The sequence below is a fragment of the Streptomyces sp. NPDC014894 genome (genome assembly GCF_043080985.1).
GTDB lineage: Bacteria > Actinomycetota > Actinomycetes > Streptomycetales > Streptomycetaceae > Streptomyces.
Genome location: NZ_JBIBWD010000006.1, coordinates 132,917 through 155,783, shown reverse-complemented (window position 1 = coordinate 155,783; position 22,867 = coordinate 132,917). Strand labels below are relative to the sequence as shown.

Sequence of the window (22,867 nt, the reverse complement as noted above, 5' to 3'; positions counted from 1 at the left end):
CGGCGGCAGCCGGCCACGTCGCCCGCTCACCAGGATCCCAGGGAGCCATCCATGCCACAGACCCGCCCGACAACGCTGTCCGCCGACGCCGTGCGCGACGTCGCCGTGCTGGCCGCCAAACGGGCGGCCGAGGCCGAGACCGCCCGGCAGCTGACGCCGGACGTCGTCGGCCTGGTCATCGAGGCGGGCTTCGCCCGCCACTTCGTACCCGCCCGCTGGGGCGGCGCGGCGGGCGGCTTCCGCCCGCTGCTCGACGCGGTCGCGGAGCTGGGCGAGAGCTGTACCTCGACCGCCTGGTTCGCCTCGCTGGCCGCGGGGGTGGGCCGGCTCGCCGCCCATCTGCCGCCCGAGGGCCGGCACGATCTGTGGCACGAGGGCCCCGACACGGTCGTGGTGGGAGCGCTCGCCCCCTCCGGCCGGGCCGAGCGCGTGCCCGGCGGCTGGCGGGTGCGCGGCGAGTGGCCGTACGTCAGCGGGGTCGCGTACTCCGAGTGGGCGCTGGTGTGCGCGCTGGCGGTGACGGGCGAGAAGCGCGAGCCGCGCTTCTTCGCGGTCCCCCGCGGCGACTACGGGATCGCGGACACCTGGTTCAACACCGGTATGCGGGCCACCGGGAGCAACACGCTGACCCTGGACGACGTGATCGTGCCCGAGAGCCGCTCGGTGCCGCTGGCCGATCTGCTGGCCGGCCCGGCGGAGGGGGCCGAGGCCCCCTGCCACCGCGTGCCGATGAAGGCCGCCAACGGGCTGACCCTGACCGCCCCGCTGCTCGGGGCGGCCCGGGGGGCGCTGCGCCACTGGGCCGCGCTGACCGCCCGGCGGCTGGCGGGACCGGCCGCGGCCATCACGGGCGCGCCGGAGAGGATCCCGTACGAGCTGGTCCTGGCGCGCTCGGAGGGGGAGACGGACGCGGCGGGGCTGCTGCTGGAGCGGGTGGCCTCGGTGCTCGACGCGGGCGGGGCCGATCCGGTCCTGACGGCCCGCAACGGCCGGGACTGCGCGCTGGCGGCCGAGCTGCTCGCGGGCGCGGTGGACCGGCTGATGCGCTCGTCCGGCAGCCGGGGCCAGTCGGAGTCCGACGAGATGCAGCGGTTCTGGCGCGACGTCGTCTCGGGGTCGGGCCACAGCGGCCTCCAGTTCCCGGCGGTCGCGAGCGCCCATGTACGGCAGTCGGCCGCGCTGGAGGTGTCGTGAAAGCGAATGAGGAAGGAAACGATTCTGATGCTGCTCGTCCACCGTCCGCCGACGGTCCCCGCCGGGGCCGGCCGGGACCGGGGAACGCCCGGGGGCCCGCGATGAACCGCCGAGTGGTGATCACCGGCCTCGGGGTGCGGGCCCCGGGGGGCTCCGGCGCCAAGGAGTTCTGGGACCTGCTGGTGTCCGGCCGCACCGCCACCCGGAACATCACCTTCTTCGACGCCTCCCGCTGCCGCTCCCGGGTGGCCGGGGAGATCGACTTCGATCCGGTGCTGGAGGGTCTGTCGCCTCGGGAGATCCGCCGGATGGACCGGGCGGCGCAGTTCGCCGTGGTGTGCGCCCGGGAGGCCGTGGCCGACAGCGGGCTGGACTTCGCGGGGCTGGCCCCGGAGCGGGTCGGGGTGAGTCTGGGCAGCGCGGTGGCCGCGGCCACCTCCCTGGAGCAGGAGTATCTGGTCCTCTCGGACCGGGGGCGGGACTGGGAGGTCGACCCGGCCTATCTCAGCCCGCACATGTTCGACCACATGGTGCCCAGCGTGCTGGCGGCCGAGGTGGCGTGGACGGTCGGCGCGGGCGGCCCGGTCTCCCTGGTGTCGGACGGCTGCACCTCGGGGCTGGACTCGGTCGGCTACGCCTGCCGGCTGATCCAGGAGGGCACGGTCGACGTCATGGTGACTGGGGCCACCGACACCCCCGTCACCCCGATCGTGGCCGCCTGCTTCGACGCGATCAAGGCGACCACCTCGCTCAACGACGACGCCGCGCACGCCTCGCGCCCGTTCGACATCTCCCGCAACGGATTCGTGCTCGCGGAGGGCGCGGCGATGTTCGTCCTGGAGGAGTACGAGAGCGCGCGCCGCCGGGGAGCGCCGATCTACGCCGAGGTGGCGGGGTACGCGACCCGGCTGAACGCGTACCACATGACCGGGCTCAAGATCGACGGCACCGAGATGGCGGAGGCGATCCGCACCGCCCTGGACGAGTCCCGGCTCGCGCCGCAGGACATCGACTACGTCAACGCGCACGGCTCGGGCACCAAGCAGAACGACCGGCACGAGACGGCCGCCTTCAAGCGCAGCCTCGGCCCGCACGCCTACGAGGTGCCGGTCAGCTCCATCAAGTCGATGGTGGGGCACTCCCTCGGCGCGATCGGCTCCATCGAGATCGCGGCCTCGATCCTGGCCCTGAAGCACGGCGCCGTACCGCCCACGGCCAATCTCCACCAGCCGGACCCGGAGTGCGATCTCGACTATGTGCCGCTCACTGCGCGCGAGGCGGATCTGCGGAACGTGCTCACGGTGGGCAGCGGGTTCGGCGGGTTCCAGAGCGCGATGGTGCTGCGGCGCACAGAGGAGTCAACGGCATGAGCGAGCGGGTGCTGATCACCGGCACAGGAGTGGTGTCGCCCAACGGGCTCGGCGCCAAGGAGTTCTGGAGCGCGACCCTCGAAGGGCGCGGCGGGATCTCCCCGATCACCCGGTTCGACGCCTCCGGGTACCGTTCGGCGCTGGCCGGGCAGATCCTGGACTTCGATCCCGCCGAGCACCTTCCCAACCGGCTGCTGCCGCAGACCGACGTCTCCACCCGGCTCGCGCTGGTCGCCGCCGACTGGGCGCTCTCCGACGGCGGGGTGGAGCCGTCCGAGCTGGACGTCTACGACGTGGGGGTGATCACCTCCAACGCCTCGGGCGGTTTCGAGTTCACCCACCGGGAGTTCGCGAACCTCTGGTCCAAGGGGCCCGAGTTCGTCAGCGTCTACGAGTCGTTCGCCTGGTTCTACGCGGTCAACACCGGCCAGGTCTCCATCCGGCACAAGCTGCGCGGCCCGGGGGCGGCCCTCGTCGCGGAGCAGGCCGGCGGACTGGACGCGCTGGGGCACGCCCGCCGGACGGTCCGGCTCGGCACCCCGGTGGTGGTGACCGGGGGCGTCGACTCGGCGCTCGATCCCTGGGGCTGGGCCTCGCATCTGTCGAGCGGTCTGATCAGCGCGAGCGCGGATCCGGCCGAGGCGTACCGGCCGTTCGCGGCGGCGGCCGACGGCTATGTGCCGGGCGAGGGCGGCGCGTTCCTGGTGATGGAGGACGAGACGGCGTTCCTGCGCCGGGGCGCGGGGCGGGCGTACGGCGAACTCGCGGGCTACGCGGCGACCTTCGACCCGCCGCCGGGCACGGACGGCCCCCCGGCGCTGCGGCGGGCGGCGGAGCTGGCGATCGAGGACGCCGGGCTGGAGCCCTCGGACATCGGGGTCGTGTTCGCGGACGCGGCGGGCAGCCCGCGGCTGGACGCCGCCGAGGCCGAGGCGATCAGCGGGATCTTCGGCGCGCGGGGCGTGCCGGTCGCGGCCCCCAAGGCGATGACCGGGCGGCTGTACGCGGGCGGCGGGCCGCTGGACGTGGTGACGGCGCTCTTCTCGCTGCGGGACGGGGTCGTCCCGGCGGTCGGCTACCCGGGCGGCGTCCCCGAGGAGTACGGCGTCGACCTGGTGCGCGGGACGCCCCGGCCGACGGACGCCCGCGCCGCCCTGGTGCTGGCGCGCGGGCGCTGGGGCTTCAACTCGGCCGTGGTGGTCACGTCGGTGCGCGATGAGTGACGGCCGGGCGGCGGACCTGTCGGGGTCACGGCTGGTGGAGGTGGCCGACGGGGTCCACGCGTATCTCCAGCCGGACGGCGGATGGTGTCTCAACAACGCGGGGGTGATCGTCGCCGGGGACTCCGCGGTGGTCGTGGACACGGCGGCGACCGAGCGCCGGGCGCTGCGGCTGAGGGACGCCGTCGACTCGGTGGCGGCGGGCCCGCGCCGGACGGTCGTCAACACGCACTTCCACGGCGACCACACCTTCGGGAACGGGGTGTTCGGGCCCTCGGCCACGGTGGTGAGCCACGCGGGCGCCCGGGCGGAGATGGCGGAGGCGGGGCTGGGGCTGGCCCGGCTCTGGCCGGACGTGGAGTGGGGCGATGTCGAGGTGGTGCTGCCGGACGTCGCGTACGAGGGCTCCCTCACCCTCCATGTGGAGGGCCGCCGGGTGGAGCTGCTGCACTTCGGGCCCGCGCACACCCGCAGCGACACCGTGGTCTGGCTGCCGGAGGAGCGGGTGCTGTTCACCGGCGACATCGTGATGCCGGGGTGCACCCCGTTCGTGCTGATGGGCACGGTCGCCGGTTCCCTGGCCACGCTGGAGCGGCTGCGCGGGCTCGGCGCGCGGACCGTGGTCGGCGGTCACGGCCCGCTCGCCGGGCCCGAGGCCTTCGACGCGACCGAGGAGTATCTGCGCTGGCTCGCGCGGACCGCGGCGGAGGGCGCCGAGCGCGGGCTGACGCCGATGGAGACCGCCCGGAGCTGTGATCCGGGCGCGTTCGCGGGGCTGCTCGATCCGGAGCGGCTGGTCGGCAATCTGCACCGGGCCTGGCTGGAGCTGGAGCCCGGACAGCTCGCCCGTCCGCTGGACGTCGTCGCCGTCTTCAACGAGATGGTGGAGTTCAACGGGGGGCTGCCGGCGTGCCACGCCTAGCCGATCCGTTCGTACGGAAGGGAGGGAGTCCGTCATGGCCACTGCGTCGTCGTCCCCCGCGTCGTCCCCAGGGGTGCGGGCCCGGGTGGAGGAGCTGCACCGGATCAGGGAGCTGGCCCATGAGGGGCCGGATCCCGGGGCGACCGGCCGGCAGCACGCCAAGGGCAAGCTGACCGCCCGCGAACGGATCGAACTGCTGCTGGACAAGGGCAGTTTCGCCGATGTGGAGCCGCTGCGCAGACATCGCGCGAGCGGTTTCGGACTGGAGGCCAGACGGCCGTACTCGGACGGTGTCGTCACGGGCTGGGGCACGGTGGAGGGCCGTACGGTCTTCGTCTACGCCCATGACTTCCGGGTCTTCGGCGGGGCGCTGGGCGAGGCGCACGCCGAGAAGATCCACAAGATCATGGACATGGCCATCGCGGCGGGCGCGCCGCTGGTGTCGCTGAACGACGGGGCCGGGGCGCGGATCCAGGAGGGCGTCTCAGCGCTCGCCGGATACGGCGGCATCTTCCGGCGCAACACCCGGGCGTCCGGGGTGATTCCGCAGATCAGCGTGATGCTGGGCCCGTGCGCCGGGGGCGCGGCGTACTCCCCGGCGCTCACCGATTTCGTCTTCGCGGTGCGGGGCATCGCCCAGATGTTCATCACCGGTCCGGACGTGGTGCAGGCGGTGACCGGCGAGGAGGTCACCATGGACGGCCTCGGCGGCGCGGATGTGCACGCGGAGCGGTCCGGGGTGGCGCACTTCGTCTACGACGACGAGGAGAGCTGCCTCGCCGAGGTGCGGTATCTGCTGTCGATGCTGCCGTCGAACAACCGTGAGCTGCCGCCCTCGCTGCCCGCCCCGCGCGCGGAGGACCGGCCGGGCGACGCGCTGCTCGATCTGGTCCCGGCGGACGGCAACCGCTCGTACGACATCCGCGCGGTGATCGAGGAACTCGCGGACGACGGCGAGTACATGGAGGTGCACGCGGCCTGGGCGCCCAATCTGGTGTGCGCGCTGGCCCGGCTGGGCGGGCAGGTGGTGGGGCTGGTGGCCAATCAGCCCGCGTCCATGGCCGGGGTGCTCGACATCAGGGCCAGCGAGAAGGGGGCGCGGTTCGTGCAGTTCTGCGACGCGTTCAACATCCCCCTGGTGACGCTGGTCGACGTGCCCGGGTTCCTGCCCGGTGTGGAGCAGGAGCACGAGGGCGTCATCCGGCGCGGGGCGAAGCTGCTCTACGCGTACTGCAACGCGACCGTGCCGAGGATCTCGGTGGTGCTGCGCAAGGCGTACGGCGGGGCGTACATCGTGATGGACTCGCGGTCGATCGGCGCGGACATCGCCTTCGCCTGGCCCACCAACGAGATCGCGGTGATGGGGGCGGAGGGCGCGGCCAATGTGGTGTTCCGGCGGGAGATCGCCGCGTCCGGGGATCCCGACGCGGTGCGCGCCCAGAAGATCGACGAGTACCGGCGGGAGCTGATGCACCCGTACTACGCGGCCGAGCGGGGGCTCGTGGACGATGTCATCGATCCCCGGGAGACCCGCGCCGCCCTGATCGGCGCGCTCTCCATGCTCGCCGCGAAGGACGCGGGGCTGCCGCGCCGCAAGCACGGGAATCCGCCGCAGTGACAGAAGCCCCCGTGAGAGAAGCCGCGGTGACAGAAGGAGGAACGGGCATGCCGGACGCGTCGGTGCTGAGGGTGGACCGGGGCAGTCCCAGCCCCGAGGAGCTGGCCGCGGTCACCGCGGTCCTCATGGCCCGCCTCACGATCGCCGGTCCCCCTCCCCCGCCCCACCGCCGGGCGGCCCCCTGGCGCCGCCCGGAGCGCGCGAACGTCTTCGACGGCCCGCGCACCTGGCACGGGGGGAGTTGAGGGGCCTTCCGGGCCCCTCGGGCCGGGGCGCGAGGGGCCCGGCCGGGGAGCAGCGGGATCGCGGTCACGGTGGGTCGGGGAGCGCTCACACTCGGCGATCCGCCGAGGCATGAACTCGCGGCGGCCGAGGTAGAGATCACGGCGGAGACCGCGGGCCCGGGGGCGGGCGGCACGGCGGCGCGACGAGGGGGGACGGCGGCGATGGCGTCGACGGTCGGGGAGCGGGCCGGCGGATCGGCGGAGGAGGCGCGGTTCCTCGCGCTCTCCGCCGCGCTGACGGGATTCGACGCCGCCGAGCTGGCGGAGACGGGGATGGCGGCGGAGCACCGGGCGCAGACGGTGCGGCGGGCCGATCCGGCCCAGTACGCCGGGCTGCTCGCCTCGGCCGCCGACCCGTACGAGCTGATCGGGCGGGACGAGGGGCTGCGCGAGCTGGCGCGGTCGATCTGCCTGCTCTGGTACGCGGGGGCGTGGCCGGGTCCGGCCGGGCCGGACGGCCCGCCGCCGCCCGTCGCGGCGCGGGCCTACGCGCGGGGGCTGGTGTGGCGGAGCTTCGGCGGGCAGCCGCCGGGGACGGCCCGGCCGGGCCCCGGCTCCTGGGCGTGCCCGCCCGCCGGGCCGACGGCGGGCGAGGGGCGTTGAGCGGGCCGGAGCACGTCGATGTGATCGTGGTCGGCGCGGGCGTCGCGGGCTCGCTGATCGCCCGGCGGCTGGGCGAGCGCGGCTGGCGCGTCCTGGTGCTGGAGGCCGGCGTGGGCGACGCCGACGGCGGGCCGGCCGTGGACGCGGAGCGGTTCCGGGCGGCCGCCGTGAAGGTCCCCGGCGCGGCGATCGCCGCGAACGCGCTGGTCCCCTCCCCCGAGGTGCTGGATCTGCGCGGCCTCCCGGGCGGCGGCTACCGGGCGGACGGCCACCTCCTCCAGAACGGCCCGCTGCCGTACGCGAGCGGCTATGTGCGGGTCAACGGCGGTACGGGCACGGCCTGGACCGGTCTCGCCCCGAGGATGCACCCGGAGGACTTCCGGACCGCCCGCTTCGGCTACGGCCGCGACTGGCCCATCGGCTACGAGGAGCTGGAGCCCCACTACCGGGCCGCCGAGCGCGAACTCGGCGTCGCCGGGGACGCGGCGGAGCAGCGGGATCGGGTGGGGCTGCCGCTGCCGGAGGGCTATGCCTTCCCGCACCGGCCGGTCCCCGCGAGCCATCTCGACCGGCTGCTGGCGGGCCGGCTGGACGGCCGGCACGCCCTGGACCCGGCCCGCCCCGACCCGGTGGAGCTGCGGGTGGTGGGCACGCCCCAGGCGCGTAACACCGAGGCCACCCGGGAGCACGGGCCGGCGTGCCAGGGCAGCGCGAGCTGCATCCCGGTCTGCCCGACGGGGGCGAAGTACACCCCGGCCCGCACCCAGCGGCACTGGGGCCCGAGCGTCGCGCTGCTGACCCGGGCGGTGGCCGCGCGGGTGCGGGCGGACGCCTCGGGCCGGGTCACCGGGGTGGAGTATCTGCGGTACGGCGATCCGGCGCGGCCCGGCTCCGCCGTCCGGCACACCGCGACCGCGGACACGGTGGTGCTCGCGGCGCACGCGATCGAGAACGCGCGGCTGCTGCTCGCCTCCGGCCTGGCGAACTCCAGCGACCAGGTGGGCCGGAATCTGATGGACCATCCGGTGCTGCTCACCTGGGGACTGCTGCCCCGGCCGACCGGACCGTACCGGGGACCGGGCTCGACCTCCGGGCTGGAGGGCTTCCGCTTCGGCCCGGCGCGGGCGGCCCGCGCGCCGTTTCGCGTCGAGATCGGCAACTGGGGCTGGACCTGGGCGGTGGGCCCGCCCGACGCCGAGGTGCACGAGCAGCTCCGCCGGGGGCTGTTCGGCCGGGAGCTGCGCCGGGCCGTCGGGGACCGCGCCGGACGGCAGTTCGCCCTCCAGTTCGAGATGGAGCAGAGCGCCGACCCGGCCAACCGGGTGACGCTCGCCCCCGGCCGCCCCGATCCGCTGGGGCTGCCGCGACCGCTGATCACCTATGACCTGTCCGGTCATGTGAAGGAGGGCATCGTCGCGGCGAAGGCGGTGTCCGACCAGATCTTCGCCCTGCTGGGGGCGGAGGACCACACCCGGTACGAACCGGGGCCGGCCGCGCCCGGCTGGTTCGCCCACGGCGGCCGGGGCTATGTCTACCGGGGCGCGGGCCACGGCGCGGGCACCCACATCATGGGCGACGGTCCGGCCGACTCCGTGGTCGACTCCTGGCAGCGCTGCTGGGACCACCCGAATCTGTACGCGGTGGGCTGCGGCAGCATGCCCTCCCTCGGCACCTCCAACCCGACCCTGACCATGGCCGCGCTCACCCTGCGCAGCGCCGAGCGGATCCACCGCGAGCTGACCGAGCGGCACCGGGCGCTCGCCCTGCCGTCCCTCGGCCGCTCGCGGGTGTCCCCGATCTCCGAGGAGACCGACCTCCCGTGACCGACGAGCCGACCCTGCCGCCCGTGGCCGCTCCGTATCTGCTGCCCTTCCACTACGGGGCCCTGCACAACATCGGGCTCGACTTCCTCGTCGATCCCGCGCCGGTGCGGGCGCTGCTCGCGGAGCGCCATCCCGATCTGCGCGCGGCCGACTTCGGCGGCCGGGCCTGTGTGACGCTCAACCACCAGCTGTACTTCGCCCAGTATCCGAACGGCGGGGCGGTGATCCAGGAGATCGAGTACAGCGTCGTGGCCCGCCCCGCCGCGAGCGGGGGGCGGCTCGCCCGGCTGTCGTACGAGGAGTACGCGCGGGGGTACGACCAGACCAAGCTGCTCGGGATCGCGCGGCTCCATGTGCTGTGCGACAGCGCGCTCGCCATCGCGGCGGGCACCGCGCTCTACGGCGAGCCGAAGTATCCGGCCTGGTTCGAGGTGACGCTCCCCTCGCCCAACGGCCCCGGGGGCGATGTCTGGGAGATCGTCTGCAAGGAGGCCGTGCTGTCGGCGGCCGGGGACGGCATCGAGCGCGGGGAGCGGGTGCTGCTCTCCTTCTCGGCCGATCTGACCGGTCTGCCCCGGATCTCGGTCAACAACACGCCCATCACGGGGTACGGGGTCGACGCGGAGGGCAGGCCGCTGGCCGGCCCGCTCAACGTCTACCAGCCGTACCAGTACCTCCCGCTGACCGGGGACGGCGCGGCCGGCCGGGTGCGGCTGCGGGTGCACGCTCCCTCCTCGCCGGTCGGGGCCGAGGTGACCGCCCTCGTCGGCGACGCGCCCGCCGCCGGCGTGTGGACGTATCAGTCGGCGCCGGTCGCGGCCCACAATCGGCCCTACTACGTCCCCCGGGCGCGGGAACAAGCGACCGCGCCCACACGCTGAGGAAGACATGACTCCAGGACATCGCATCACCGTCGAGCGGGGCGGCGAGCACGTGCGCGTCGTACGGGACGGCCGGCTGCTCGCCGAGAGCCGCCGGCCGCTGGTCCTGCGCGAGACGGGCTGTCCCGTCCGGTACTACCTGCCGGCCGAGGACGTCCGCACCGAGCTGCTGACCCGCTCCGACACCCGTACCCACTGTCCCTTCAAGGGCGACGCGGCCTACTGGTCGGCGCCCGGCGCGGACGATCTGGTCTGGGCGTATCCGGACCCGAAGCCGGAGGTGGCCGCGATCAGGGACCACTTCTGCTTCTACGACACGGAGGTCGTGCCGCCCGGCGCCGGCGCGTGACGGGCGGCGCTCAGGAGAGGACGAAGCCCTCGTAGCCGTCGCGGGCCACGGCGTCGCACCTCTCGCGGTACCGGTCGGCGCCGCCCACGTAGGCGAGGAAGACGCGCGCCTTGCCCGGCACGTTGGCCCCCAGGTACCAGGAGTCGGCGGCCGGGTAGAGCGTCTGGGCCGCCATCTCGGCGACATGGGCGCCCCACTCCTCCTCGGCCTCCGGGGTGGCGTCGATCTCCGTGAACCCGCCCGCGCGCAGATGGGCCACGCAGTCGGTGATCCACTCCACATGCTGCTCGATGGAGACCATCATGTTGGTGAGGACGGACGGGCTGAGCGGCCCGGTCACGGTGAAGAGGTTGGGGAAGCCCGCCGAGACCAGCCCGAGATAGGTCCGGGGGCCGTCCGCCCACTTCTCGCGGAGCGTCGCCCCGCCCTTGCCGACGATCTCCACGGAGGTCAGCGCCCCGGTCAGGGCGTCGAAGCCGGTGGCGAAGACGATCGCGTCGAAGACCCGCTCCTGGTCGGCGGTCCGCACGCCCTTGGGGGTGATCTCCTCGATCGGGGTGCGGTTCAGATCCACCAGCGTCACCCGCGGGTCGTTGTAGGCGGCGTAGTAGCCGGTGTCCAGGCAGGGCCGCTTGGTGCCGAAGGGGAAGGTGCGCGGCATGAGCGCCTCGGCGGTGCTGCTGTCCGTGACGATCGAGGCGATCTTGCCGCGGACGAAGTCGGCGGCGGTCTCGTTGGCGGCCCGGTCCACCAGGAGATCGGTGAAGGACCGCAGCAGACCGCTGAGCACCCCGGACCGCCAGCCCGCCTCATAGGCGGCGGTGCGCTCCTCCTCGGTCGCCTCCAGCGCCGAGCGGGTCGGCATCGTGACGACGCTGCCGCCCTTGGAGCGGCGCTGCGCGGCGCGGAACTCGGGGTAGCCAGCCTTGTGCTCGGCGATCTCGGCCTCGGTCAGCGGGCGGTTGTGGGCGGGGAGCGCGTAGGCCGGGGTGCGCTGGAAGACGGTCAGCTCGGCGACTCGCCCGGCGAGGACCGGGACGAGCTGCACCCCGGAGGAGCCGGTGCCGATCACGGCGACCCGCCGTCCGGTGAGGTCGACGTCCTCCCGGGGCCAGCGGGCGGTGTGGTAGGCCGGTCCGGCGAAGGAGTCGGCGCCGGGGACGCCGGGGTCCTTGGGGGTGGAGTTGCAGCCGGAGGCCATCACCACGTACGGGGCGGTGACCGTCTCGCCGGTGTCCGTGGAGATCTCCCAGACCCGGTCGCCCTCGTCGTACACCGCTCTGGTGACCCGGGTGCGCAGGGTGATGTGCTCGCGCAGCCCGAACCGGTCGGCGACATGGTGGATGTAGCGCAGGATCTCCGGCTGGCCCGCGTACTTCTCGCTCCACACCCACTCCTGGTCCAGCTCCGGGGAGAAGGAGTAGGAGTACGACAGGCTCTCGATGTCGCAGCGGGCGCCGGGATAGCGGTTCCAGTGCCAGGTCCCGCCGATGTCGTCGCCGGCCTCGAAGACCCGGGTGCTCAGTCCCAGTTCGCGCAGCCGGTGGAGCTGGTAGAGGCCGGCGAGTCCGGCGCCGACGACGATGGCGTCGACCCGTCGGGGGGCGGATCCGGGCAGGGTGTCCATAGGGGCTCCTGTGGGGGGAGTGACGGGGCCGGTGGCCGGTAGCGGACGATGCTGCGCCGATCCGGGGTCCGCCGCCACCGGCAGCGGTCAGTTAGGCGGAGAATGCCGCGCGGTTGGCGCGAACGATGCACGAAATGGGCGGATTGATGAGAGTCCGCTCATGAAGCGGAGGGGCCAGGCTCGTGGTTTTCCACGATGCCCTGAGCCTTTTCCCCGGGAGAAGCTGTAGCGGCGGCCCGCCTTCGAGGGGCCGTGCCCGAGGGAGGCCGTGACGCCCCGGGCGGGACCGGAACACGACACGGAAGGGCCATCGATGAGCGGCACCGGAACGCTCCCCCCGCCCAGCTCCGCCCCCCGCTCCCCGGCGGACCGGCGGCGTGCCGGGCGCGGCCGGCGACCACGGGCCGGCTGCGCGCCCTGAGCCCCGCCCGGCCGGGGCGGCCGGACGCACCACCGCACCACCGCGCCTGCGGGCGCGCCGCGCCCGGACGGGCGGGACGGAGACGACCGGGCCAGATCCTTCAGGTGATCACGCGGGGGCACGCTTGCGCTGCGCACGACATGACAGGGAATCGAACTCGGGCGGTCGCGGTCGCGGACCGCTGCCCGAAACCACTGCCGATGCGTCATGAGCCAGGACGTACGGCACCGAGACGAATCGTTACTGCGGGCCGCGTTCATCGTTTCCAGCAGCGGCGACTGGATCTTCCGCTTCGCCCTGCCGATCCTGGTGCTCCAGCTGACCGGATCGGCGATCTCCACGGCGCTGACCTACGCGGTCGAGTTCATTCCGTTCGTGGTGATCGGAATGTTCAGCGGGGTGGTCGCCGACCGGGCGGACCGCCGGCAGCTGATGATCCTCTGCGATGTGGTCTCGGCGGTGATCGTCGCCGGGATCGGGGTGATGTGCCTCTTCGAGCCGTCGGTCGTGCTGATCATGGCGGCCGCCTTTCTGCTGGGCTGCGTACGGCCGTTCTCGTTCCCCGCCTTCCAGGGCTTCCTCGCCGAGCGGGTGGCCAAGGAGCGGCGGCCCGCCATGAACGCCTGGGTGCAGGGCGCGGACGCCACGCTCAGCACCCTCGGCCCGGTCGCGGGCGTCGCGGTGGTCACCCTGCTGGGGCCGACCGCCGCCAGCTTCGCGAACGGGATCTCGTTCGCGGTCTCCGCCGCCCTGATCGCCGCCACCGCCGTGGTGCCGACCGGACGGCGGCTGCTCACCTCGCTCGCCGAGGCGTGCCGGTCCATGAAGCCGGACTCCCTCGCCGGGATGCGGCTGATCGTGTCCGACCGCGGGATGCTGTGGGCCACCGTCCTGCTGACCGCGGGCAATTTCGCCTTCCCCGCCGCCGCCGCCAACCTGATCTTCATCATGGCCGGCCCGGACGGGGAGATACCGGTGTCGCTCGCGGTCGTCACCATGGCCCAGGGGCTGGGCGCGATCCTCGGCGCCGCGACCGCGCCCGCCCTGATGCGCAGAGTCGACGCGAACGGCATCATGTGGACGGCGCGGGCGGTGATGGGCGTGGCGCTGCTGCTGCCGGCGATCTCGACCGAGGTCGGCGTGCTCATCGCCTGCTGGTTCCTGGCCGGCGCCTCCACCTCCGCCTTCATCGTTCCGTGGCGGACCTATCGACAGGGCGCGGTCGACCCGGCCTTCCTGGGCCGGGTGGTGGGGCTCCAGCGCGCCATCCCCTTCGCCGCCATCCCGTTCAGCGCCCTGATCGGCAGCTGGCTGCTCACCGAGTTCGGAGCGACGACGCTCTTCGCGGTGATCGCCGTCATCCAGTGCCTCATCGCGCTCGCCACCCGGTACACACCGCTGAGCGAGCCGACCTCCTCGACCGCCGGCAGGAGTTGATCATCAGATTTACGGCATGTCCCCCGTATGGAACCGCGGATCGGGGGAGCGAGACGACCCGCCGGACGCGGTCTCCCCGAACAGACCGCGCCACCACGGCGTACACGGCATCATCATCACCGGAAAGGGTGTGATCCCCCATGCCACTGTTCTTCGACAGCAACGGGACCGTCCCGGCTCAGCGGGAACAGTTCGCGAAATCGGGCTACCTCGTACTGCCCGGTTTACTGCCCGAGTCGCTGCGCGACCGGCTCAAGCCCGAGGTCGACCACTGGGTGGACGAAGGACTGCGCTCCCGCTCGATAGCCGCCTGCCTCGACCCCTCCCCCGGCGCCCCGCCGCCGCCCGTCATGGAGCTGGAGCTGCCCGCCCACGGCGAACTGCTCACCCATGAGCCGCTGATGCGGGTGCTCTCCGAGCTGATGGACGATCCCTTCGTCTTCCACCATCTGCACAGCGACCGGCACAACCCCGGGATGCCGGGCAAGCCGTGGCACCACGACCACGAGCAGAACGACGCGTCGGACCCCGATCTGCTGATGGTCCACGCGCTGCACTACCTCGGCGGCCTCGACGGCACGGTGGGCAGCCTCGCCCTGCTGCCCGGCTCCCATCTCGAACCCCGCGACAAGTCGGCCCTCGCCCACCTCGGCACCGACGAGCTGCCCGGCGAGATCGTGATCGACCAGCTGCCCCCCGGCACCACTCTGCTGATCAACTCGGCGCTGCTGCACGCGCGCAGGGCCGCCCCGAGCCCCAGCGAGTCCGCCCGCCCCCGCTACTTCGTCGACGCGTCCTACTGCCAGACGGGCGCCCGCTGGCGGCCCGTCAAGCCCTACTGGCGGCAGATGCTCGCCCGGGCCCGGGACCTCGAACTCGACGGCGGCCGTTGGCCGGAGCTGTTCTCGGAGCGTCATTTCACCGAGTACGTCCCATCAGCATGAGGAGGAAGCGTCCAGCATGTATGTCGTCAGTTCGGTCACCTTCGACGAGGTGTGCGCCCAGTTCCGCCGGGATCACCCGGTGGAGCGGGAACACGAGGCGAACACCAACCAGGACGCGGTGAACGCCCTGGAGCTGGCCGACCAGACCTTCGGCAGCTGGTCCAGGGCCCGGCTCTCCGGAGCCGAGGTGCGCGACGTCATGCTGCCCTGGCATCTCAGCGAGGGCGGGGGGTGCGAGCTGGTGCCGCGCTCCGGGCTGACCGTCGGCCGGGCCGTACGGCTGCTGCGGTCGCGCGAGCCGGAGTGGTCCGAGGCGAACCCGGTCTGCCGGGCCAAGCTCGACCGGTTCCGCGACGCGCGGCCCAGCTCGATCTATCTCAGCACCCGTGCGCTGCCCCACGAGGACTACGCGGGACTGCCCACCGACCACGAGGGGCTCTTCCACCTCGACGGGCTGCACCGCATGATCGCGCTGGAACTGGGCGGACGGCTGCCGACCGAGGAGGAGTTGACCGTCTTCATCGCCGGTGACATCGCACCCCAGGCCACGACCGGAGGTCTACGAACATGACGCGCGCGATGCGATCCGCCGCCTCATTGCCCGAGCTGCTGACCCGCAACGCCCTGAACCACCCGGACCGGACCGCGCTCAGCGACGGGGTGCGCAGCTACGACTACCGCGCCCTCGACACCGCGGCCGGCCGGGTCGCGGCCCGGCTGGCCGCGCTCGGGGCCGGCCCCGGCGACCGGGTGGCGGTCTTCGGCGCCCGGGACGCCCGGGTCTGCGCCCTGCTCTTCGGCGTACTGCGCTCGGGGGCCGCCGCCGTGATGATCGACCCCGGGTGGAGCACGGCCGACGTCCGCAGACGGCTGGACGCCGTCGAGGCCCGCTGCGCGCTCAGCACGAGCGAGGAGCTGCGGGCCCCGGAGCCGTACCGGACCGAGGTGATCGACCCCGGGGCGCTCACGGAGGGCCCGGAGGGTCCAGGGGGCGCTGACGGCCCGGACGGGGCCGGGGCGGCGCCGCCCGCCGGCTGCCCGCCGGAGTCGGTGGCGTACCTCTCCTTCACCTCCGGCTCCCTCGGGGAGCCGAAGGCCGTCGCCGTCACCCACGCCAACACCGTCCACTACGCCCACGCGCTCAGCGCCCGGCTCGGTCTCACCGAGGCGGACGCGCCGTGCGTCGCCCATGTCACCACGCTCGCCGCCGACCTGGGGCACACCGCCTGGCTGCTCGCGCTCGCGACCGCCGGATCCGTGCATCTGGTCCCCGACGACCGGGTGCGCGACCCGGACTCCTTCTGGGCCGCGCTGCGCACGGCCGGGGTGTCGGTCCTGAAGACGACCCCGTCGCATCTGACGGCGCTGCTGGCGGGCCGCCCGGCGGACAGCCCGGCGCTCGGCACGGTGATCCTCGGCGGCGAGGCCCTGCCGAGGCCGCTCGCCGCGAGCCTGCTCGAACAGGGCGTCGCGGCACGGGTCGCCAACCACTACGGGCCGACCGAGACCACCGTCGGCGCGACCTGCTTCCTCGCCGCCTCCGTCGGCGAACTGCCCGCGGACGAGGCCACCGTGCCCATCGGCACGGCGATCGGCGAGGTCGACCTCCAGCTCGCGCCCGACGACGCGGTCGGCGAACTCCACATCGGCGGGCGGGGGGTGAGCGCGGGCTACTTCGGCCGCCCGGCCGAGACCGCGCGCCGCTTCATCCGCCTCGGCGGCCGGCGGATGTACCGCACCGGGGACGTCTGCCGCCGCAGACCGGACGGGAATCTCGTCTTCGTCGGCCGCTCCGACCGCCAGGTGAAGGTCCGGGGCTTCAGGGTCGACCCCGTCGAGATAGAGCACGCGATGGAGGAGTTCCCCGGCGTCGGCCAGTCCGCGGTGATCGTCCGCGCCACCCCGGCCGGCAGCCAGCTGCTCGCCGCCGTGACGCTGTCCGGCCCGGACGGCGAGAGCGAGACCCTCGCCGCGCTCCGCGCCCATCTCCGCGACCGGCTGCCGGTCTACTCGGTCCCGCAGCCCATCCTCGCCGTGCCCGGCTTCCCCATCGGCCCGAACGGGAAGCTCGACCGCGACCGCCTCGGCGCCGTGGTGACCGGGCTCATCGAGACCCGGGCGCGCGGCGCGCGCGCCGGACGCGGCGAGGGGACCGGCCCGGACGGGACCTCGCTCGCCCGCGCCGTCGCCGAGCTGTGGGCGGACGGGCTCGGGGTGCCCCTCGTGGACCCGGACGCGGATGTGCTGAGCCTGGGCGGGGACTCCATCCTGGCCATGCGGACGATCGCGTTCCTGCGCCGCCGAGGACACCGGGTCGGGTTCGAGGACTTCTACGAGCACCCGACGCCGACCCGGCTGGCGGCGGCCGCCCTCGCCTCCCGGAACCGGGCGGGGCGGGCGGCCGAGCCCGGCGCGGGCGCCGAACGGACCGCGACCGGTGACCGGCGGCTCGCCCCGGCCCAGCGGTGGCTCTTCCGGCAGCCCGTCGGCGACCCGCGCCACTGGAACCAGTCCGTGGCGCTGCGCTGCGGGGTGCGCGTCGACCCGGCCGCCCTCTCGGCGGCCGTGGTGGCCGTGCTGCGCCGCCATCCGGCGCTGCGCACCCCCGTCGGCCCGGACGGACCCGGGCACCCGCTGCCCGAGGCCGATCCGGACGCGGTGTCCCACTCCTCGCTGCGGGCCTCCGACCCGCTCGCCGAGACGGTCGGCGAGGTCTGCACCGAACTGCACCGCAGTCTCGACCCGGAGGCCGGCCGGCTGCTGCGGGTCCATCTCTTCCGCGGCGACGACGGCGTGGAGGACCGGATCGCGCTCATCGCCCACCATCTGGTGGTCGACGGGCTGTCCTGGCGGATCCTGCTGGACGATCTCGCCTGCGCCTACCGGGCGGCGGGAGCCGGCGAGACGGCCGAACTGCCCCCGACGGCCGACTTCTACGCCTGGGCCTCGGCGACGCCGCCGACCACCGCCGTACAGGACGCGATCGCGCCCCGGCTGCCGGTGGACGACGCGACCGGCGGCACCGAGCCGGCGACGCTGGTCTGGAGCCTCGGCGAGCGGGCGACCGCCCGGCTGACCGAGCGGTACGGGCGCTCCCAGCGGCTGGAGGCGGTCCTCCTGACGGAGTTCGCCCAGGCCGTCGCGGGGTGGAGCGGTCAGCGCCGCCTCGGTGTGGAGGTCGAGACGCACGGCCGGGCGACCGGCGGCGCGGACGGCCGCTATCTGGACACCGTGGGCTGGTTCACCGCCGTGAAGTGGGTGCCCGTCGACGGCGACGGCGCCCAGGGCCGCGCGGCCGAGGCGGAGGACCGGCTGCGGCGCGCGCCCCAGCTGCCGATGGACGTCGAAGGGGGCCGTCCGGAGGCCGGGTTCAACTTCCTCGGCACCTTCCGGCTCTCCGACGAGCCCTCCCTCCAGTGGTCGATCGCGTCCGAGCAGGCCGGGGCGGCCCGCTGCCCCTCCGGGGACTCGCTCTACCGGATCCGGCTCACGGCCCGGATCGTCGGGGACCGGCTGGTGACCGATCTGGTCTACGCCTGGCCCCGGCTGTCCCACGAGAGCGCGGACCGGATCTGCGCCGCGTTCGCCCGCTCGGTGGCGGCCCTCGCCGAGGCCCCGGCGCTGCCCCCCGTACGGGCCGCCGTCTCGACCTCCGGCCAGCTGCTGCACACCGGGGCCGTGCCGCCCCGGGGCGGCTGGCGGGTGGTGCGCGAGCCGGCCCGGGTGCTGCTCACCGGCGCCACCGGCTATCTCGGCGGGCATCTGCTCACCGAACTGTCCGGGCGGGGCGCCCGGGTCACCTGTCTGGTGCGCGGCGAGAGCGACGCCGCGGCCGCCCGGCGGCTCGGCGGCGAGGACGTCATCGCCGGCGACATAGACCGGGAGGGCCTCGGGCTCTCCGCCGCCGGACTGGCCCGGGCCCGGGAGGCCCAGGTCGTGGTCCACGCCGCCGCCGACGTCCGGCTGGTGGCCTCCCCCGTCGAGCTGGAGCGGACCAACAACGCGGCGGTGCGGCGGCTGCTGTCCTGGATCGACGACCAGGCGCCCGGGGCGCGCTTCCACCATGTCTCCACGCTCGCCGTCTCCGGCGGTGTGGACGGGCCCGCGCGCCGCTTCAGCGAGGCCGATCTGCGGATCGGCCAGACCTTCCGCACCCCGTACGAGCGGGCGAAGTTCCGGGCCGAGGAGACCGTGCGCGCCTGGGCCGCCTCGGGGCGGCAGGCGTACATCCACCGCAGCGGCCACATCGCGGCGGACAGCCGGACCGGCGCGTTCCAGCGCAATGTCCAGGACAACCGGATCTACCAGGTCGTCCGGGGCTATGTGCTGGCGGGCGCGGCCCCGAGCCGGCCGTCGACCACCTTCGAGTTCTCGCACGTCGACACGGTCGCGGCGGGGATCGCGGCGATCGCGGCCCATCCGCACGCCGCGCCGGGCGTCTATCACGTGGAGACCCCGCACACCGTCACCCATGACGAGCTGGTGGCCTGGATGATCGACCACGGCTATCCGATCACCCTGACGGACGACGCGGCGTTCGCCGCCGCGCTGGCCCGCGCCGAGCGGAACGATCCGACCACGGCCCGGCTGGCGTCCACCTGGTCCCAGCTCGGCGACCGCAATGTCGCGGTCGACAGCTCCTGGACGGTGTCGGTGCTCGACCGGCTCGGCGTGCGGTTCGCCGCGCCGACGCCGCAGTGGTGGTCCGCCGCCCTGAGCTGGGCGTCCGCCGCCGGCTTCCTCCCGGCCACCGTCGCCTCGCCCCAGCTGACCTGACGCACCGCCGACCCCGTACGCGCCCGTACCCGTCCGCCCGATTCCGTCCCCCGTACCCGCCCGTCCGTCCGTCCCCGCAGTTCGACCGCGCCGCTCCGGCGCGCCCACCGACCACCGAACCACCAGCACGTTCAACAGAAGGTGACAGCCCATGCCCCAGCTCTCCCCGGTGCTCAAGCAAGCCACGCCCGTCGTCGCCACCCGCGGCGAGGGGATGCACCTCTTCGACGCCGACGGACGGCGCTATCTCGACTTCACCGCCGGGGTCGGCGTGACCAGCACCGGACACTGCCACCCCCGGGTGGTCGAGGCCGTGCGGGAGCAGGCCGGACAGCTCATCCACGGTCAGTACACGACCGTGCTGCACGACCGGCTGCTCCATCTCACCGACCGGCTGGGCGAGGTGCTGCCCCCCGGCCTGGACTCGGTCTTCTATCTGAACTCCGGCAGCGAGGCGGTGGAGGCCGCGCTGCGGCTCGCCCGCCACGCCACCGGCCGCCCGAACGCGATCGTGTTCGACGGCTCCTTCCACGGGCGCACCATGGGGGCGGCCGCGCTGACCACCGCGGGCAGCCGTTTCCGGGCCGGCATCGGCCCGCTGATGCCCGGGGTCGCGGTGGCCCCCTTCCCGGCCGCCTTCCGGCTGGGGATGAGCGAGGAGGAGGCGGTCGAGTACGCGCTGCGCGGGCTGGACCATGTGCTGGCCACCGTCAGCGCGCCCGCCGAGACGGCCGCGATGTTCCTGGAGCCGGTGCTCGGGGAGGGCGGCTATGTGCCCGCCCCGCCGGGCTTCCTCGCCGGGCTGCGCGAGCGCGCCGACCGGCATGGGATCCTGCTGGTGCTCGACGAGGTGCAGACCGGTTTCGGCCGGACCGGGAAGTTCTGGGCCCATCAGCACACCGACGGCTTCGTCCCCGATGTGGTGGTCACGGCCAAGGGGCTGGCCAGCGGCTTCCCGCTGTCCGCGATCGCCGCGCCGGCCGAGCTGATGGCCAAGGCCTGGCCCGGTTCGCAGGGCGGGACCTACGGCGGCAACGCGGTGGCCTGCGCCGCCGCCCTGGCCACGCTGGACGTCATCCGCGACGAGCGGCTCGTGGAGAACGCGGCCGAGCAGGGCGAGCGGCTGACGGCGGGGCTGCGGAAGATCGCGGCCGACGCCCCCGTCATCGCCGATGTACGCGGTCTCGGGCTGATGGCGGGCAGCGAGTTCTGCCGCCCGGACGGCTCCCCCGACGCGGCCGCCGCCCAGCGGGCCCAGCGCGCCGCCGCCGAGAGCGGGCTGCTCCTGCTGCCCTGCGGTGTGCACGGCAACGTCATCCGGATGATCCCGGCGCTGGTCGTCACGGCCGCGCAGATCGACGAGGCACTGACCCTGTGGAGCGCGGCCGTCACCGCCGCGACGGAGTAGCGAGCCCGTTCCGCCGTTGAAAGGACTGATCACGACATGACCGAGAAGACACTCGACGACATCGGCTGGACCAGTGAGTACCTCAACTCCCGGCGCGAGGTCTGGTCGACGCCGCTGCCGGACGAGGACCGGCGGCTGCTGTGGACCGACTCCGTGGCCGAGCGCTGGGACGCGGCCGCGCCGGTCCGCGAGAAGCTGCGCACGTCCATCCACGACAGCGTCCAGGCGGTGGGGTTCGCGCATGTCCGCAATCTGATCGACCCGGACGCGCCCGACGAGTCCATCGTCACCGCCCTGTCGTTCGTCCTGCGGGACCTGGGCGAGATCGTCCCGCAGAACGCCCGGGGGGATCTGACGCAGGTGCTGCGCGATCGCGACGGCGACGGCAACACCGAGCTGGGGTTCCACTGCGACACCTGTGATCTGCTCGTGCTGCTCTGTCTGCGGCCGGCGACCCGGGGCGGGGGCAACACCAAGCTGGCGAGCGCCCGTCACGTGCACGACATCATCGAGCAGGAGCGCCCGGACGTGCTCGGCCTGCTCAAGGAGGAGTGGACCTTCGACCGGGCCGGCCGCGCGGGGCCGCAGCAGGTCGTCTCCCCGATCCTGTTCACCCAGGACGACGGGAAGGTCTGCTGCTACTACCAGACCCGCACGGTACGGGCCTCCGCCGAGCTGGACGAGCGGCGGCTGGAGGCCCTCGACTATCTGGACGAGGTGCTCTACCGGCCGGAGATCGCCTTCGGGCTCCAGCTGGAGGCGAGCGATCTGCTGGTCATCCGCAACAGCCGGGTGCTGCACGGGCGTTCGCCGTACGTCGACGAGCCGGCCACGCCCCGCCGGATGCTGCGCGTCTGGATGAACGCCCGATGAGCGCCGAGGGCGGGATCGCGGTCGTCACGGGCGGAGGCAGCGGCATCGGCCGGGCCTGCGCGCTCGCGCTGCTCGACCGGGGCTGGTCGCTCGCGCTGGCCGGCCGCCGCAAGGAGGCGCTGGAGGAGACGATCGCCGCGTCGGGCGCCGGTCCGGACCGGGTGATCGCCGTGCCCACGGACATCAGGGAGCCCGCCGAGGTGGCCGCGCTCTTCCAGGCGGTACGGAGTCAGTTCGGCCGGCTCGACCTGCTGTTCAACAACGCGGGCGCGGCCGTGCCGCGCAAACCGGTGACGGAGGTGGCGTACGGGGACTGGAGCCGGATCATGGACACGACCGTCACCGGCACCTTCCTCTGCGCCCAGGAGGCGTTCCGCATGATGCGGGACCAGTCGCCGCAGGGCGGGCGGATCATCAACAACGGCGCTCCGTCGGCGCATTCGCCCCGGCCGAACGCCATCGCCTACACCACGGCCAAGCACGCGGTGCTGGGGCTGACCCGGGCGCTGTCGCTGGACGGGCGTCCGTACGGGATCTCCTGCGGGCAGATCGACGTCGGCAATGTGACCCCGATGGACGGGAGTCCGCAGCCGCCCGCGATGCAGGCGGACGGCTCGATGGCCGTGGAGGCGACCATTCCGGTGGAGCGCTTCACCGAGTCGCTGCTGCTGATGGCGTCGATGCCGCTCGACACCAATGTGCAGTTCCTGACGGTCATGCCGACGACCATGCCGTACATCGGCAGGGGCTGAATCGGCAGGGGCTGAGGGGACGGGGCCGCCGGCCGCCGTGGGGTGGGTCGGCGGCCCTCGCGCCGGCGGGCCGGGGCTGCCGGGGACGGCGGCCCCGGGCCCGTCGGGTCCGGGGCCTGTCGGGTCCGGGGCCCGACGGATCCCCGTGGCCCGTCGGGCGGGCTCGTCAGGTCCCGGGGGCCTGACGGCTCAGGCTGTCGGGCCGGGGCTGTCGGAGCCGGCCGGATCGCCGTAGAATGGCCGCCGTTGAGAGCCGGAGCACGTCAGGTGCGGCGATTCGCGATCGCGCCGGCTCACCAGGGAAAGATCAGGGTTCGAGCCCCTGGCCGCCGTCTCGGCGTGCTCGTTCAATCGGCAGGACATTC

General features: G+C 74.0%; 18 protein-coding genes. 17 read left to right on the top strand and 1 reads right to left on the bottom strand.

What is annotated here, in order from left to right; translation table 11 throughout:
* Positions 1–51 precede the first annotated feature (51 nt).
* The 10 genes from ACF089_RS16540 (at position 52) to ACF089_RS16495 (ending at position 10,264) form a co-directional block, all read left to right on the top strand.
* Positions 52–1,194 carry a hydrolase gene (locus ACF089_RS16540; RefSeq protein WP_392026672.1) on the top strand — a complete coding sequence of 381 codons (1,143 nt, stop codon included), beginning with the start codon at positions 52–54 and terminating at the stop codon, positions 1,192–1,194.
* Positions 1,195–1,295: 101 nt separating this feature from the next.
* Positions 1,296–2,564 carry a beta-ketoacyl-[acyl-carrier-protein] synthase family protein gene (locus tag ACF089_RS16535; RefSeq protein ID WP_392026671.1) on the top strand — a complete coding sequence of 423 codons (1,269 nt, stop codon included), beginning with the start codon at positions 1,296–1,298 and terminating at the stop codon, positions 2,562–2,564.
* Positions 2,561–3,787, top strand: a complete 1,227-nt coding sequence (locus ACF089_RS16530) for a ketosynthase chain-length factor (RefSeq protein ID WP_392026670.1) — start codon at positions 2,561–2,563, stop codon at positions 3,785–3,787. The genes ACF089_RS16535 and ACF089_RS16530 overlap by 4 nt, the downstream gene beginning before the upstream one ends.
* Positions 3,780–4,706, top strand: a complete 927-nt coding sequence (locus ACF089_RS16525) for an MBL fold metallo-hydrolase (protein ID WP_392026668.1) — start codon at positions 3,780–3,782, stop codon at positions 4,704–4,706. The genes ACF089_RS16530 and ACF089_RS16525 overlap by 8 nt, the downstream gene beginning before the upstream one ends.
* Before the next feature lie 34 nt (positions 4,707–4,740).
* Positions 4,741–6,324, top strand: a complete 1,584-nt coding sequence (locus ACF089_RS16520; RefSeq protein ID WP_392026666.1) for an acyl-CoA carboxylase subunit beta — start codon at positions 4,741–4,743, stop codon at positions 6,322–6,324.
* Between the two features lie 47 nt (positions 6,325–6,371).
* Positions 6,372–6,569, top strand: a complete 198-nt coding sequence (locus ACF089_RS16515; RefSeq protein ID WP_392026664.1) for an acyl-CoA carboxylase subunit epsilon — start codon at positions 6,372–6,374, stop codon at positions 6,567–6,569.
* A gap of 201 nt (positions 6,570–6,770) precedes the next feature.
* Entirely contained in the window at positions 6,771–7,211 is a 441-nt protein-coding gene (locus ACF089_RS16510; protein WP_392026663.1) for a hypothetical protein, read from the top strand.
* The gene (locus ACF089_RS16505) at positions 7,208–9,034 is read left to right on the top strand and encodes a GMC family oxidoreductase (protein WP_392026661.1); all 1,827 of its coding nucleotides are present in this window, start codon (positions 7,208–7,210) and stop codon (positions 9,032–9,034) included. Before ACF089_RS16510 ends, ACF089_RS16505 begins: the two co-directional genes overlap by 4 nt.
* On the top strand, positions 9,031–9,915 hold the full coding sequence (locus ACF089_RS16500) for a hypothetical protein (protein ID WP_392026659.1): 885 nt from the start codon (positions 9,031–9,033) through the stop codon (positions 9,913–9,915). The genes ACF089_RS16505 and ACF089_RS16500 overlap by 4 nt, the downstream gene beginning before the upstream one ends.
* A 7-nt stretch (positions 9,916–9,922) precedes the next feature.
* Complete coding sequence (locus ACF089_RS16495) at positions 9,923–10,264, top strand: DUF427 domain-containing protein (RefSeq protein WP_392026658.1); 342 nt, start codon at positions 9,923–9,925, stop codon at positions 10,262–10,264.
* 10 nt (positions 10,265–10,274) lie between these two features.
* Here ACF089_RS16495 and ACF089_RS16490 read toward each other — a convergent pair whose 3' ends face one another.
* Complete coding sequence (locus ACF089_RS16490) at positions 10,275–11,891, bottom strand: flavin-containing monooxygenase (protein ID WP_392026656.1); 1,617 nt, start codon at positions 11,889–11,891, stop codon at positions 10,275–10,277.
* A gap of 628 nt (positions 11,892–12,519) precedes the next feature.
* Here ACF089_RS16490 and ACF089_RS16485 point away from each other — a divergent pair.
* From ACF089_RS16485 to ACF089_RS16455, 7 genes are all read left to right on the top strand, one after another.
* Complete coding sequence (locus tag ACF089_RS16485) at positions 12,520–13,749, top strand: MFS transporter (protein WP_392026654.1); 1,230 nt, start codon at positions 12,520–12,522, stop codon at positions 13,747–13,749.
* A 140-nt stretch (positions 13,750–13,889) separates the two neighbouring features.
* Positions 13,890–14,693, top strand: coding sequence for a phytanoyl-CoA dioxygenase family protein (locus ACF089_RS16480; protein WP_392026652.1), 804 nt, complete (start codon positions 13,890–13,892; stop codon positions 14,691–14,693).
* A gap of 16 nt (positions 14,694–14,709) precedes the next feature.
* Complete coding sequence (locus tag ACF089_RS16475; protein WP_392026651.1) at positions 14,710–15,264, top strand: DUF6309 family protein; 555 nt, start codon at positions 14,710–14,712, stop codon at positions 15,262–15,264.
* On the top strand, positions 15,261–19,469 hold the full coding sequence (locus ACF089_RS16470; protein WP_392026649.1) for an AMP-binding protein: 4,209 nt from the start codon (positions 15,261–15,263) through the stop codon (positions 19,467–19,469). The genes ACF089_RS16475 and ACF089_RS16470 overlap by 4 nt, the downstream gene beginning before the upstream one ends.
* A gap of 151 nt (positions 19,470–19,620) precedes the next feature.
* On the top strand, positions 19,621–20,877 hold the full coding sequence (locus tag ACF089_RS16465) for an aspartate aminotransferase family protein (RefSeq protein ID WP_392026647.1): 1,257 nt from the start codon (positions 19,621–19,623) through the stop codon (positions 20,875–20,877).
* A 36-nt stretch (positions 20,878–20,913) separates the two neighbouring features.
* Positions 20,914–21,750, top strand: a complete 837-nt coding sequence (locus tag ACF089_RS16460; RefSeq protein WP_392026645.1) for a TauD/TfdA family dioxygenase — start codon at positions 20,914–20,916, stop codon at positions 21,748–21,750.
* On the top strand, positions 21,747–22,502 hold the full coding sequence (locus ACF089_RS16455) for an SDR family oxidoreductase (RefSeq protein WP_392026643.1): 756 nt from the start codon (positions 21,747–21,749) through the stop codon (positions 22,500–22,502). The genes ACF089_RS16460 and ACF089_RS16455 overlap by 4 nt, the downstream gene beginning before the upstream one ends.
* Positions 22,503–22,867 lie beyond the last annotated feature (365 nt).